14 protein-coding genes and 6 tRNA genes are annotated in these 13,091 nt (G+C 43.4%); 16 read left to right on the top strand and 4 right to left on the bottom strand.

The features are described from left to right. Positions 1-47: 47 nt before the first annotated feature. Complete coding sequence (gene hutX, locus EL242_RS10260; protein ID WP_126302504.1) at positions 48-554, top strand: heme utilization cystosolic carrier protein HutX; 507 nt, start codon at positions 48-50, stop codon at positions 552-554. A 79-nt stretch (positions 555-633) separates the two neighbouring features. Here hutX and EL242_RS10255 read toward each other — a convergent pair whose 3' ends face one another. Next, a complete protein-coding gene (locus EL242_RS10255) occupies positions 634-1,851 on the bottom strand; it encodes an aromatic amino acid transport family protein (RefSeq protein WP_126302503.1) in 1,218 nt (405 codons plus the stop codon). 160 nt (positions 1,852-2,011) lie between these two features. Between EL242_RS10255 and mfd the strand changes: the two genes are divergently transcribed. Further along, positions 2,012-5,533: a transcription-repair coupling factor gene (gene mfd, locus EL242_RS10250; RefSeq protein ID WP_126302502.1), complete on the top strand. Its 3,522-nt coding sequence runs from the start codon at positions 2,012-2,014 to the stop codon at positions 5,531-5,533. Positions 5,534-5,587: 54 nt separating this feature from the next. Here the strand turns inward: mfd and EL242_RS10245 are convergent, their stop codons facing one another. Further along, positions 5,588-5,761 carry an excalibur calcium-binding domain-containing protein gene (locus EL242_RS10245; protein WP_126302501.1) on the bottom strand — a complete coding sequence of 58 codons (174 nt, stop codon included), beginning with the start codon at positions 5,759-5,761 and terminating at the stop codon, positions 5,588-5,590. Between the two features lie 13 nt (positions 5,762-5,774). Next, positions 5,775-6,032 carry a hypothetical protein gene (locus EL242_RS10240; RefSeq protein ID WP_126302500.1) on the bottom strand — a complete coding sequence of 86 codons (258 nt, stop codon included), beginning with the start codon at positions 6,030-6,032 and terminating at the stop codon, positions 5,775-5,777. 102 nt (positions 6,033-6,134) lie between these two features. On the opposite strand from EL242_RS10240, the gene EL242_RS10235 reads away from it, so the two are divergent. The 14 genes from EL242_RS10235 (at position 6,135) to EL242_RS10170 (ending at position 12,300) form a co-directional block, all read left to right on the top strand. Further along, positions 6,135-6,524, top strand: coding sequence for a helix-turn-helix domain-containing protein (locus tag EL242_RS10235; RefSeq protein WP_172595359.1), 390 nt, complete (start codon positions 6,135-6,137; stop codon positions 6,522-6,524). Positions 6,525-6,670: 146 nt separating this feature from the next. Next, entirely contained in the window at positions 6,671-6,883 is a 213-nt protein-coding gene (locus tag EL242_RS10230; protein WP_126302498.1) for a BrnA antitoxin family protein, read from the top strand. 110 nt (positions 6,884-6,993) lie between these two features. Then, positions 6,994-7,254, top strand: a complete 261-nt coding sequence (locus tag EL242_RS10225; RefSeq protein ID WP_126302497.1) for an antitoxin — start codon at positions 6,994-6,996, stop codon at positions 7,252-7,254. Beyond that, positions 7,255-7,644, top strand: coding sequence for a type II toxin-antitoxin system VapC family toxin (locus EL242_RS10220; protein WP_126302496.1), 390 nt, complete (start codon positions 7,255-7,257; stop codon positions 7,642-7,644). Positions 7,645-7,675: 31 nt separating this feature from the next. Continuing rightward, complete coding sequence (pepT, locus tag EL242_RS10215; RefSeq protein WP_126302495.1) at positions 7,676-8,914, top strand: peptidase T; 1,239 nt, start codon at positions 7,676-7,678, stop codon at positions 8,912-8,914. A gap of 165 nt (positions 8,915-9,079) precedes the next feature. Continuing rightward, positions 9,080-9,155: transfer RNA gene (locus EL242_RS10210), tRNA-Gly, on the top strand. Positions 9,156-9,172: 17 nt separating this feature from the next. Then, positions 9,173-9,259 (top strand) — tRNA-Leu (locus EL242_RS10205). Positions 9,260-9,285: 26 nt separating this feature from the next. After that, positions 9,286-9,361: transfer RNA gene (locus EL242_RS10200), tRNA-Gly, on the top strand. Positions 9,362-9,379: 18 nt separating this feature from the next. Next, positions 9,380-9,466 (top strand) — tRNA-Leu (locus EL242_RS10195). A 40-nt stretch (positions 9,467-9,506) separates the two neighbouring features. After that, a tRNA-Leu gene (locus EL242_RS10190) sits at positions 9,507-9,593 on the top strand. A gap of 21 nt (positions 9,594-9,614) precedes the next feature. Then, a tRNA-Gly gene (locus EL242_RS10185) sits at positions 9,615-9,690 on the top strand. 88 nt (positions 9,691-9,778) lie between these two features. Next, entirely contained in the window at positions 9,779-10,564 is a 786-nt protein-coding gene (locus EL242_RS10180; RefSeq protein ID WP_126302494.1) for a GDP-L-fucose synthase, read from the top strand. A 73-nt stretch (positions 10,565-10,637) separates the two neighbouring features. Next, on the top strand, positions 10,638-11,498 hold the full coding sequence (locus EL242_RS10175) for a metal ABC transporter permease (RefSeq protein WP_126302493.1): 861 nt from the start codon (positions 10,638-10,640) through the stop codon (positions 11,496-11,498). After that, positions 11,491-12,300, top strand: coding sequence for a metal ABC transporter permease (locus tag EL242_RS10170; protein WP_126302492.1), 810 nt, complete (start codon positions 11,491-11,493; stop codon positions 12,298-12,300). The genes EL242_RS10175 and EL242_RS10170 overlap by 8 nt, the downstream gene beginning before the upstream one ends. Before the next feature lie 44 nt (positions 12,301-12,344). Here the strand turns inward: EL242_RS10170 and EL242_RS10165 are convergent, their stop codons facing one another. After that, on the bottom strand, positions 12,345-13,088 hold the full coding sequence (locus EL242_RS10165) for a metal ABC transporter ATP-binding protein (protein WP_126302491.1): 744 nt from the start codon (positions 13,086-13,088) through the stop codon (positions 12,345-12,347). Positions 13,089-13,091: the final 3 nt, after the last annotated feature.

Genomic DNA, 13,091 nt, shown 5'->3' with positions numbered 1-13,091 from the left:
ATTTACTTAGAGAGCTAAGAAACTCTCTTTACTTAAAGGAACATTTAATGATATCAATCGAACAACAAACCGCCCTACGCAATGAATTAGCCGAAAATCCGGGGCAAATTTTAGAAATGTTAGCGGCAAAATATCAATGCACGCTGGAAGAGGTAATGCTGAATTTACCGGCTGAAATGCTAAAAGTAACCGAAGGAGAGCGTTTTGCCGAAGTGTTACAGGAAATCCACGAATGGGACGATGCAATTACGCTGATTTCCCATACGGAAGATACCATTATTGAGTTTGTAGGCAAGCTCCCAAGCGGTTCAATTTCTCGTGGATTTTACAATTTCGAACATAAAGAGGGCGGTGGCTTACAAGGGCATCTACGCCACGAAAATTGTGCCAAAATTTATTTATTAGATCGCCCTTTTATGGGAAAACGCACGGTTTCCCTGATTTTCATTAATAAAAAAGGCAACGCGATGTTTAAGATTTTTGTCGGCAGAGAGAAAATTGGTGGGGCATTGAAAGAGCATCAAATTAAGGCTTTGTATCAGTTGATTGGCTAATCTGTAAAAAGTCATCGAAAAATGACCGCTTGTAACTTATAGAAAGGGCTACGATATTGAATCGTAGCCCTTTTCAATATTAGCCTACCGCTTGCGGTAAATAGCCAGCCTGAATTAAAAACGGAATTACCATAATGATAATACCGGCAATTAACGCAACCACTAATGCCAAATTACCACCAATCACACGGTAAGGTAAATTCGGATATTGGCGACGTGCTTTCCACGCTAAGCCGATTGGTAAAATCATACCATAGAACGCAAAGAGTAAACCGGCGTAACCTAATGCCTTAATAAAGCCGTTCGGATAGAATAAAGCGAACAGAATTGGCGGTGTAAAGGTGGCGATGGTCAGCCATAAACGGTTAGTCGGTAGATTTAAGCGTTTTAACAAATCGCCCACGCCTTCAAAAATTCCCATCGAAACCCCTAAAAATGAGGTAATCAATGCAAGCACTGAGAATAAGCGAACCATTTCGCCTAAAATCGTACTACCGGTAATCTGGCTAGTGGCTTTCACCAAGCCGTTTAAGGTCGGATCTTGTGTCAAAATTGTGGTGAATTCATTTTGGCTTAATACCCCGTGTGTAGCGAGCTGCCACAATAAATAAGCCACTAGCGGAATTGCCGTCCCGATATAAATAGATTTACGAACCTTGCCGATATCTGCGTCTAAATAGCTATTAATTGTTCCCATAATAACGTGGAAACCGAACGCAGTGAAGAAAATGGGTATAGCAGAAATAATGAGTAAGTTATCTAATGGAATTGCCGTCAAGTTTTCCAGCTTCGCTTTAGGCAGCATCATCAGCAACACGGCAATAAAAGCAACAATTTTTCCCAAAAACAGTACTCGGGTTAAACCATCAACCGATTTCACACCAACGACTACAAATGCACCTAATACCGCCGTGAAAATTAAAATGCTAATTTTTAGTTTCATATCAGCATCTGCCATTTCAGGCATTACACCGGCTAACAATGAACCACCGCCGGTAATATAAGCAGCAAGTAGGGCATAAAGTAGTACGAGCAAGCTGAAAGTTGCTAACACACGCCCGATTAAGCCAAAGTATTGCTCGGCAAGGCTTGCCACACCGACATCTTTTTGTGATGCGGTTTGATACACTTCCATAAATAATAAACCGGTATAAGCCAACAAAGCCCATAATCCGACTAATAATAATGCAGTTGCCCCAAAGCCCATTCCGGCAGAGGTAAGCGGCATTGCCAGCATTCCTGCACCAATGGTAGTGCCTGCAATCATTAATGCACTTCCTAAAATTTTATTTTTCATAATATGTGTGAGTAAGAGTTAAAAAAGAGGAACATTTTATCAGAATTTTTTCGCAATGCGATCTAGATAACATAATTTCTCCGCTTATTTTGCACAATCAGCCGTGCTTTAGTAAACTAAGCAACAATTTGCAATTTTTTATCAAAAACAGACCGCTTGTATGTCTCTAATTTCACTTAATCTGCCGAAATCTGACGGCAATTTTCAAGATCATCAAACTCTCGGCAACCTTGTCGGGCATTCCGATACCCTTGTTATCAGCCAAGCTGCCCGAGCCTTTCACGGCTTGACGGTGGTAGTCACGCCCGATACCCGCACCGCGTTACGCTTGGAAAAAGCCTTGCCACAGTTTGCAGGGCTGCCGGTGCAACTGTTCCCCGATTGGGAAACCTTGCCTTACGACAATTTTTCGCCGCACCAAGACATTATCTCCGCCCGACTTTCCGCCCTGTTTGAACTGCAACAAGGGCGGCAGCAGATTTTGCTGTTACCGATTAACACCTTAATGCAGAAGGTCTGCCCGCCGAATTATCTCGCTAACAATGTGCTGTTGATTAAAAAAGGCGACCGTTTTTCGATTCAAAAACTGCGGTTACAACTGGAAAATGCCGGCTATCGGGCGGTGGAACAGGTGTTGGAATATGGTGAATATGCCGTGCGTGGCTCGATTTTAGACTTATTCCCGATGGGAGCAGAAGAGCCGTTTCGCCTCGATTTTTTCGATGATGAGATCGACAGTATCCGCACCTTTGATGTGGATAACCAACGCACCAAAACGGAAATTGCCGAAATCAATTTACTGCCGGCACACGAGTTCCCGACCGATAGCAACGGGATCGAGCATTTTAGAGCCAAATTCCGTGAAAAATTCGGTGAAATCCGTCGTGAACCGGAGCATATTTATCAGCAAGTCAGCAAAGGCATTTTGAATGCAGGGATTGAGTATTGGCAGCCGTTGTTTTTTGAGGAAATGGCAAGCCTGTTTGACTATTTCCCAGCCCAAACGCTGTTTATCACTTTCGCTGATATTCAGCAAAAAGCCGAACAATTTCAACAAGATACCCAAAACCGCTATGAAAGCCGCCGAGTGGATCCGATGCGACCGCTACTGCCACCGAGCGATCTCTGGTTTGCGATTGATGAGGTGAATCGCTGGCTGAAAGGCTATCCTCGTTTAACGATAACCTCGGAGAAAATCCGTAAATCAGCAGCGAAAATGAATGCAAATGTGGCGAACTTGCCGGATATTGCCATTCAATCTTCCGCGAAAGAACCGTTTTCTGCCTTCCAGCAATTCCGCCAAAAATTTGACGGCAACATTCTGTTTTCGGTGGAGAGCGAAGGGCGAAGAGAAACCTTGCTGGATCTGCTTGCTCCGCTTGGGGTGAAACCGAAGCAGGTAGGCTCTATTGATGAAATGATGGTGCAAGCGTCCACGCTTGTACCAAACGACAATTTGCAAACTTTTCTAATTATTTCACCGCTTGATCAAGGTTTTGTTATTGAAAATGCAAATGGCACAAGCGAGACGCTTGCGCCATCAATAAATACAAGCGGTCAAAATTTAGCAATAATTTGCGAAACCGATCTCTTAGGCGAAAAGGTGCAAACACGGCGTGAGAAAAACCGCAAAACCGTCAATCCAGATACCCTAATCCGCAACCTTGCTGAGCTGAAAATCGGGCAGGCGGTGGTGCATTTGGAAAACGGCGTGGGGCGTTACGGCGGTTTAAACGTGCTGGACGCTGGTGGAATCAAAGCCGAATATCTCGTGCTACATTATGCTAACGATGCCAAGCTCTATGTGCCGGTTGCCTCGCTCCATTTAATCAGCCGTTATATCGGTGGGGCGGACGAAACTGCACCGCTGCACAAATTAGGCAGTGAGGCGTGGGCGAAAACCCGCCAACGTGCTGCGGAAAAAATCCGTGATGTGGCGGCAGAATTGCTCGATGTTTACGCCAAACGAGAAAGCCAAACCGGTTTTGCGTTTGCCTACGACAAAGCGGAATTTGATCAGTTTAGTGCTACCTTTCCTTTTGAGGAAACGGACGATCAGAAAATCGCCATCAATGCCGTAATTAGCGATATGTGCCAAGCCAAAGCGATGGATAGATTGGTGTGTGGCGATGTCGGCTTCGGCAAAACCGAAGTGGCAATTCGAGCGACTTTCTTGGCGGTGATGAACCATAAACAGGTTGCCATTCTTGCCCCAACCACCTTGCTTGCCCAACAGCATTATGAGAATTTTAAAGACCGTTTTGCCAACTACCCTGTGAATGTGGAAGTACTCTCTCGCTTTAAAACCGCCAAAGAGCAGAAAACGATTTTGCAAAATGTGGCGGAGGGCAAAGTGGATATTTTGGTCGGCACGCACAAACTGTTGCAAGACGATGTAGCGTTCCGTGATCTCGGCTTGCTGGTGATTGATGAAGAACACCGTTTCGGCGTACGCCAAAAAGAGAAGATCAAACAACTGCGTGCCAATGTGGATATTCTGACCCTCACTGCCACGCCAATTCCAAGAACGCTGAATATGGCACTCAACGGAATGCGTGATCTCTCGGTTATCGTCAGCCCGCCGGCTCGCCGACTTTCAATCAAAACCTTTGTGCGACAAAGTGATGATGTGGTGATCCGTGAGGCAATTTTGCGTGAAATTCTGCGTGGCGGGCAGGTTTATTACCTGCACAATGATGTGGCAACCATTGAAAACTGTGCCGAGAAATTGGCGGAACTTGTGCCAGAGGCAAGAATTGTGATCGGACACGGGCAGATGCGTGAGCGTGAATTGGAGCGGGTGATGAGCGATTTCTATCATCAACGCTTTAACCTGTTGGTTTGCTCCACCATTATTGAAACGGGGATTGACGTGCCAACCGCTAATACCATTATTATCGAACGGGCGGACAAATTCGGGCTAGCACAACTGCACCAACTGCGTGGACGGGTCGGGCGTTCCCATCACCAAGCCTATGCCTATATGCTCACGCCACACCCGAAAACACTCACCAAAGATGCCGAACAACGTTTGGAGGCGATGAGTACCATTGATAATCTCGGGGCAGGGTTTGCGTTGGCGACCCACGATTTAGAAATCCGTGGTGCAGGCGAATTACTCGGTTCGGAGCAGAGCGGACAGATTGAAAGCATCGGTTTTTCGCTCTATATGGACTTGCTCGAAAATGCGGTCAAAGCCTTGCAAGAAGGGCGAGAGCCGAGCCTCGATGAAATCACCCAACACCAAGCGGAGATTGAATTGCGTGTGCCAGCCTTGTTGCCGGACGATTATCTGCCGGACGTGAATATGCGTCTGTCGTTCTACAAGCGGATCGCAAGCAGCGAAAATCTGCAAAGCCTGAACAACTTGAAAGTGGAGCTGATCGACCGCTTCGGTTTGCTCCCAGAGGCAACCAAAAATCTGTTTGCGATTACCCAACTTCGCTTGGTGGCACAAACGCTTGGGATTAAGAAAATTGATGCCGGCATTCACGGCGGTTATCTTGAATTTAAACCGACCGCCCAACCCGACCCGATGAAGTTTATCGCCTTAATCCAAAAACAACCGGCGGTGTACAGTTTTGAAGGGGCGGTGAAGTTCAAATTCCGCTTAGCACTCGAAGACAACCGCAAGCGGTTAGAATTTGTGGAAAATTTGCTAAGAGAGATTGTGGGCGGATAAAAAGGAAAAGGGCAGATCACAATCAAATCTGCCCTCTATGGTATAAATCAATGATTAACGGCGTAAATGTTCACAAGCTATACCGTCACGATCTCTATCTAACTTATAAGCACCATTTTGATGCATATAAGCTTGAGCTTGGGCTTGCGTAGCAAAATCAGAACATCTTACTGCGTGTGCAGAGTAAGAAATCAATAAGACTGATAAAGCTAAAATTGTCTTTTTCAAAGTATTTCTCCTGTTATTTGGTTAGGTAAATTTTCCACAATCCGTAGGATTGGCAGATCCTACTGTTTGGGTGTGATTTTCCATAAAGACACTGTTTGGCTTGTACCACCGCAACTTCAAACGCATCTTCATAGGAATACTCTTTTTGCATCAAATCTTCGGCAAATTGCTGTACACGAGGATCTAGTTTGAGTGCCTCATTAATTTCTTCGTTAGAGTATGTAAACGGAGATATTAATAGGCTAAAATAGAACAAGTAACGACGAGACATAATTTTCCTCAAAAGATGATGTTAAATTTATTATGTCATTATCGTTTAATACTCTACAATCAACTCAAAGTGAAGATTTCTACCGAATTTATGGAGATAACAATGAATGTAAATGAAAAAGTCCGTTTTTTGCGTGAAGCAAGAGGTTGGTCGCAGGAAGAGATGGCTGAGAGAGTCGGGCTTTCTGTACAGGGCTATGCCAAAATCGAACGTGGCGAAACGCAACTTAGCATTTCCCGTCTCCGTCAAATTTGTGAAGTGCTGAATTATGATTTATTAGAATTGATGGCATTGGGGGAGAAAAATATTGTTTATTTCCAAGAGAGTGGAAATAATCATTGCATCAATATTGTTAACCCTACTGATGAAAATTTAGCCTCTGAAATTGCTCTGCTGAAACAAACAATTTCACATCAAGCCGAAATTATTGAGATGCAAAAGGCACAAATTGAAACATTGAATGCACTTGTCGTTTCAATGAAACGTGATTAATAAATAGCTATTTTAAATGTAAACGATTTTTGCGATCTGTATCGTAAAAATCGTTTTTGTTTATAAGGTGTAAATATATTTTATTTACATATAAAAGAGCGTAAACTTCTTCTAGCTGAATGTGTATATCAAGAGGAGTAAACTAAATGAGAGAAGAATACGATTTTTCTAATGCAGTGAAAAACCCTTATGCAAAAGGGCTAAAAAGCAAAAGTGTGGTCACTATTCGGATTGAAGACGATGTTATCAGCTATTTTAAACAACTTGCCGAAGAGGTGAATTTGCCTTACCAAACATTGATCAATCTTTATTTGAAAGATTGCGTTGAGCAGAAACGTAAACCGACTATTAGTTGGTAATATTGTGATTTGAAATCAGTATGTTATTGAGTATTTGAGAACGGGTTATCTTGCCAGTTATATAAAATAGGCATATACTTTGGCATATACACTACCTATTGGAGGAACAGATGGAAAAAATTGCGAGATTATTCCGTAATGGGAGAAACCAAGCGGTACGTTTACCGGTTGAATTTGAGTTCGATGCCGAGCAAGTCTATGTTTCTAAACAAGAAAATGGCGATATTTTATTATCATTGAGATCGAGAAATGCCGAGCATTGGCAAAAATTGTTTGAGCTATTGCCTGCTGTTGTATGTGATGAAACATTTTTAGACACAAAAGAGAGAAACCAATCCTTTGAGCAAAGGGATCCTTTTGAGGTGGCTTAAATGTATATGTTAGATACGAATACTGTAAGCTATTTTTTTCGTGGAAATACAAATGTAGTGGCAAAATTAAAATCCATTAATCCTGAGAAGCTTTGTATTTCATCTGTAACTGCTGCTGAATTGGTTTATGGTGTGGCGAAAAGAAATAATGGGCAGCTTTCTCAATTTTTAGATTATTTTTTATCGAGTGTAAAGGTTTTAGATTGGAATTATCGTTGTGCTGAACTTTATGGCAAGTTACGGGCAGAGATGGAGAAAAATGGCAAAGTAATGGGAGTGCAGGATCAAATGATTGCTAGCCACGCTCTTGCTGAAGAGTGTATTTTAGTTTCTAGCGATCAGGCATTTAAAATGGTACCTGATTTAAAATTAGAAAATTGGTTGCACTAAACTCTAAACTAATTAATAGTAAGGAAAGATAATGAAACAATCCCTTCTTAACCGTTTACTACGTTACACCCAAATTCACACAACCTCAGATCCGAAAAGCCAAACTGTGCCAAGCTCGCAACAGCAGTGGGATTTGCTTCATCTGCTGAAAACGGAAGTAGAGGCGATGGGGCTAAGCGAGATTTATCTTGACCCCAACGGCTATCTGTTCGCCAGCTTGCCTGCCAATATTGATAAAACCCTGCCGGTGCTTGGGCTAATTGCTCACGTTGATACTTCGCCCGATTTTAATGGTGAAAACGTCAAACCACAGGTGATCAAGCGGTATGAAGGCGGCAATATTTTGCTAAACGGCAGTGGTGATTACCTTTCGCCAGCGGATTTCCCGAATTTAAACAAGCTGATTGGCGACACCTTAGTCACCACTGACGGCACCTCTTTGCTTGGCGCAGACGACAAATCCGGCATTGCGATTATTCTCTCGGCTATCGAGTATTTACAAGCCAATCCGCACATTCCGCACGGCAAGATCCGCATCGGCTTCACCACCGATGAAGAGATCGGTCGAGGCGCAGATCATTTTGATGTAAAGGCATTCGGTGCCGATGTTGCTTTTACGCTAGATGGCGGGTCACTGGGCGAATTGCAGTATGAAAATTTCAATGCCGATGCAGCGACCGTTACGTTCTTCGGGCGAAGCGTTCACCCCGGCACGGCAAAGGGTAAGATGATCAACGCCTTAGAGCGAGCTTGCGAGTTCCAACACCGTCTGCCGCCCCATTTAACCCCTGCAACCAGCGAAGGGCGTGAAGGCTTTATTATGTTGCACGGCATCGAGGGCGGCATTGATAAAGCAGAAATTCACTATATTTTGCGTAGTTTTGAACGTGATGAATTAGCCTCATTCGGCAAAATGCTGAACGACACCTTGGCAGAAATGCAACAGCTTTACGGCGAACACTGCGGAAAAGTCGAGATTGTCGAGCAGTATCGCAATATGCGTGAAGTGCTGGACGATTACGGCTACTTGGTTGAAATTGCCGAAAACGCAATGCGTGAACAAGGCATTGAGCCGAATTTAGAACCGATCCGTGGCGGCACTGACGGCTCACGCCTTTCATTTATGGGCTTGCCTTGCCCGAATTTATTTACCGGCGGCGAAAATTTCCACGGACGATTTGAGTTTATTTCGGTTGATACGATGGAAAAAGCCACAAAGGTTGTAATTGATATTTGTCGGAAATTTGCTGATTATGATTTCAACAAATAAGGCGGCTGCAAGCGGTCAAATTTGATGAAAAATTTGCAAAAAGCGTTATTTTTCACCAATTAAACGATTTTTTACAGATTTCCTACAAATTTATTTGACATTAAATCTGAAATCCATAGAATATGCACCTGTTGAGACGCTACGAGGTTCGTAGCGTTTTTAAATGCGGGAATAGCTCAGTTGGTAGAGCACGACCTTGCCAAGGTCGGGGTCGCGAGTTCGAGCCTCGTTTCCCGCTCCAATTTTCTATATCGTGCTGCCCGAGTGGCGGAATCGGTAGACGCAAGGGATTTAAAATCCCTCGCCTTTCGGGGCGTGCCAGTTCAAGTCTGGCCTCGGGCACCATTTAGAAAATCAACAATTTAAAATATGCGGGAATAGCTCAGTTGGTAGAGCACGACCTTGCCAAGGTCGGGGTCGCGAGTTCGAGCCTCGTTTCCCGCTCCAATTTTTCTATATCGTGCTGCCCGAGTGGCGGAATCGGTAGACGCAAGGGATTTAAAATCCCTCGCCTTTCGGGGCGTGCCAGTTCAAGTCTGGCCTCGGGCACCATTTAGAAGAATTAAATTTTAACAATATGATAGTTATCGAAGCCCGAGTGGCGGAATCGGTAGACGCAAGGGATTTAAAATCCCTCGCCTTTCGGGGCGTGCCAGTTCAAGTCTGGCCTCGGGCACCATTTCGATAATATACCAAATATGCGGGAATAGCTCAGTTGGTAGAGCACGACCTTGCCAAGGTCGGGGTCGCGAGTTCGAGCCTCGTTTCCCGCTCCAATCTAAAATTAAAAGTAGATAGCACCAAGAGGTGCTTTTTTTATATCTAAATTTCCCCTCATTCCAATTTTACTCTTGAGAAACATTAATGATGAAAAAGCTTACCATCTTAGGGCTTGGCTGGCTCGGGCTACCTTTAGCTGAAGCCTTACAAAATAAGGGCTGGTGTGTTGCAGGGACTAAGCGAACAATTACAGATTTATCGATAGAATGCTATCCTTTAGATTTAAATGCGTTAGCAGTGACAAGCGAGATCGAGCAATTACTTGCCGCTGATGCGTTAGTGATTGCCTTACCACCTAGCCAAATTAGCCCTGAAAATTACCTTTGCGGTATTCAAACATTAGTTTCGCTTGCAATAGACAAGGGCTTGAAACATCTGATTTTCACTAGCTCAACTTCAGTTTTGCCAATGGAATCGGGTGTTTTTGATGAAAATGCAACGGTTGATTCTGCTAACCTATTGGTAAAAATGGAAAACTGGCTACTGAATCAGCCAATTCATTGCGATATTTTGCGTTTAGCCGGTTTGGTAGGGAAAAAGCGACACCCGGTTTTTTATTTGGCTGGGAAGCAAAATTTGAGTGGGGCAGGGCAACCAGTCAATCTAGTGCATTTAGAGGACTGTATCGCAGCCATTTCTTTGTTATTGGAGCAACCGAATGGGAAACGTATTTTTCATTTATGTGCCGAACAGCACCCAAGCCGTAAAGATTATTATGGTGAAATGGCGAAGCGTTTTGGGCTAGCGGATTTGCATTTTTCTAAAGAAAATCAACCGCTTGTAAGAGTGGTAAAGGCAGATAAAATTTGCCAAGAACTTGGTTTTCGTTATCGCTATCCTGATCCTTATCAATTTAAAGTAGATATTTAAGTTTAATCCATACAAGAAAAGGGGTTTATATGATAGTATATGCGAACTATTATCAACAACTTGTTAGGATTTTATGCTTGATGTTTTATTAGAACCTTTTGCCTACAACTATATGCAAAAAGCGATTTTTGTCAGTATGGGCGTGGGCTTGGTTTGTGCCTTTCTTTCCGCCTTTTTGATGTTAAAAGGCTGGTCTTTGATTGGTGATGCCCTATCGCACGCTGTGGTGCCGGGTGTTGCCATTGCTTATGCACTAAAATTGCCCTATGCCGTTGGTGCGTTTTTTTCCGGCATTTTTGCGGCATTGTCGATTCTTTGGGTAAAAAGCCTGACCAAAATTAAGGAAGATGCAGTTATCGGTTTTATTTTCACGACTTTTTTTGCACTCGGTATGTTTATTGTTTCCCTCAATCCAACTTCGGTTGATGTGAATTCGATTGTAATGGGAAATATTTTAGGCATTGCTGATGATGACTTGTGGCAGGTGGTGCTGATTATTGCGATTTCGCTACTGGGTTTAATCCTATTTTGGAAGGATTTGCTACTCGTCTTTTTTGACGAACACCACGCATTGTCAGTCGGGCTTTCGCCATTACGCTATAAAGTGATTTTCTTTACCTTATTAAGTGCCTGTGTGGTAGTGGCTCTGCAAACGGTTGGGGCAATTTTAGTGATTGCTATGGTCGTCACGCCCGGCGCAACTGCTTATTTGCTCACTGACCGCTTCCCCACATTAGTGGTGATTGCAATGCTTATCGGCACGCTGACATCAGGTATTGGGGCATATTTAAGCTACTTTTTAGACGGAGCAACCGGGGCGGTAATTGTGTGCTTACAAACCCTGATTTTCTTATTCGCATTCTGCTTTGCCCCTAAATATGGCTTGATTACCCAAAAGCGGAAATTACACCGTGTGGAGGCTCAAAATGCTTAATTGGGTTTTAGAGCCTTTGCAATTTGAATTTATGCAAGTTGCGTTGATTACCGCAATTTTAGTTGCTGGCGTAAGTGCGGTTTTATCTTGCTATTTGGTGTTAAAAGGCTGGTCTTTAATGGGCGATGCAATTTCGCACGCCGTACTGCCAGGTGTGGTGATTTCCTCACTTGCAGGGTTGCCACTCTCAATAGGGGCGTTTTTTTCAGGTTTAGGTTGTGCCTTATCGGTGGGTTATTTAAAAGAAAATAGCCGCTTGAAAGAAGACACGGTAATGGGGATTGTATTTTCAGGTATGTTTGCCTTTGGGATCTTACTGTTTACCGCTTTTAATACCGGCGAGCATTTGACCCATATTTTATTTGGTAATCTGTTAGGTGTAACCAAAAGCGATTTGATTCAGACTTTGGCGATCAGCCTTTTTACATTTGCAGTAATGGTCGCAAAACGCAAAGATTTCTTACTCTATTGCTTTGATGTTAATCAAGCCAAGGTAGCTGGCTTACCGGTTAAATTATTGCATTATGGTTTACTTTCCTTGCTCGCTTTAACCATTATCAGTGCAATGCAAGTAGTAGGTGTGATTTTAGTGGTGGCAATGTTGATTACCCCGGGGATCACCGCTTATCTGCTGACTAAGCGGTTTGATACTATGTTGTTGATTGCCCTAGGCGTTGCGATATTTTCATCGGTATTCGGCACATTGCTTAGCTACCATATTGATGCTGCAACAGGGCCGACGATTATTCTTGTGCAAGCGGTCATTTTTTTCCTCAGTTTTGCATATTCTAAGAGTCAGTGATACAAAAATGGGGAGGTATTTACCTCCCTATTTTTGACTTAAAACTACTTTTGATAATGCAATAAACCGCCGAACACCCGTTCTAAATTTTGATTATTAAAGGTTTCTTCCGTTTTACCTTTTGCCAGTAGTGTGCGATTGATCATCAAGACTTGGTCGCAAAAGCTCGGTACGCTGGCAAGGTTGTGGGTTGAAACTAAAATTAAATGCCCTTCGTTTTTAAGCTGTTTAAGTAGCTCAACAATCGCATTTTCGGTTTTAACATCAACACCGGTGAAAGGCTCATCAAGTAAGATGATTTTACTTTCTTGAGCTAAGGCACGAGCTAAAAATACCCGTTTTTTTTGCCCGCCGGAAAGTTCGCCGATTTGCCTGTCTTTCAGATGTAAAACATCAAGGCGTTGCATTGCTTGCTCTACTTTGAGCTTATCGGTTTGGCTTGGGCGGCGTAGAAAATTCATATAGCCGTATCGCCCCATCATCACCACATCGTAAACCGAAACCGGAAATTGCCAGTCCACTTCTTCACTTTGTGGCACATAAGAAACCAAATTTTGTTTTAGGGCTTTAGCAATCGGGAGCTGACTCAGTTTAACAGAGCCGGTTAATGGCTTAACCAGCCCCATTAAACTTTTAAACAGTGTGGATTTTCCCCCTCCATTCACGCCGATTAATGCACAAATTGTGCCGTTTTCCAGATGAAATGAGACATCTTGCAAAGCGATATGTCCGTTATTATAACGAACCGATAAATTTTCGATGGAAATAGAGGCTGAAATAGTTGTCATTGC

The organism is Mannheimia haemolytica, assembly GCA_900638155.1.
GTDB classification, from domain to species: Bacteria; Pseudomonadota; Gammaproteobacteria; order Enterobacterales; family Pasteurellaceae; genus Mannheimia; species Mannheimia glucosida.
The sequence above is the reverse complement of the archived record's forward strand: the minus strand, read 5'-3'. Positions and strand labels throughout refer to the sequence as shown.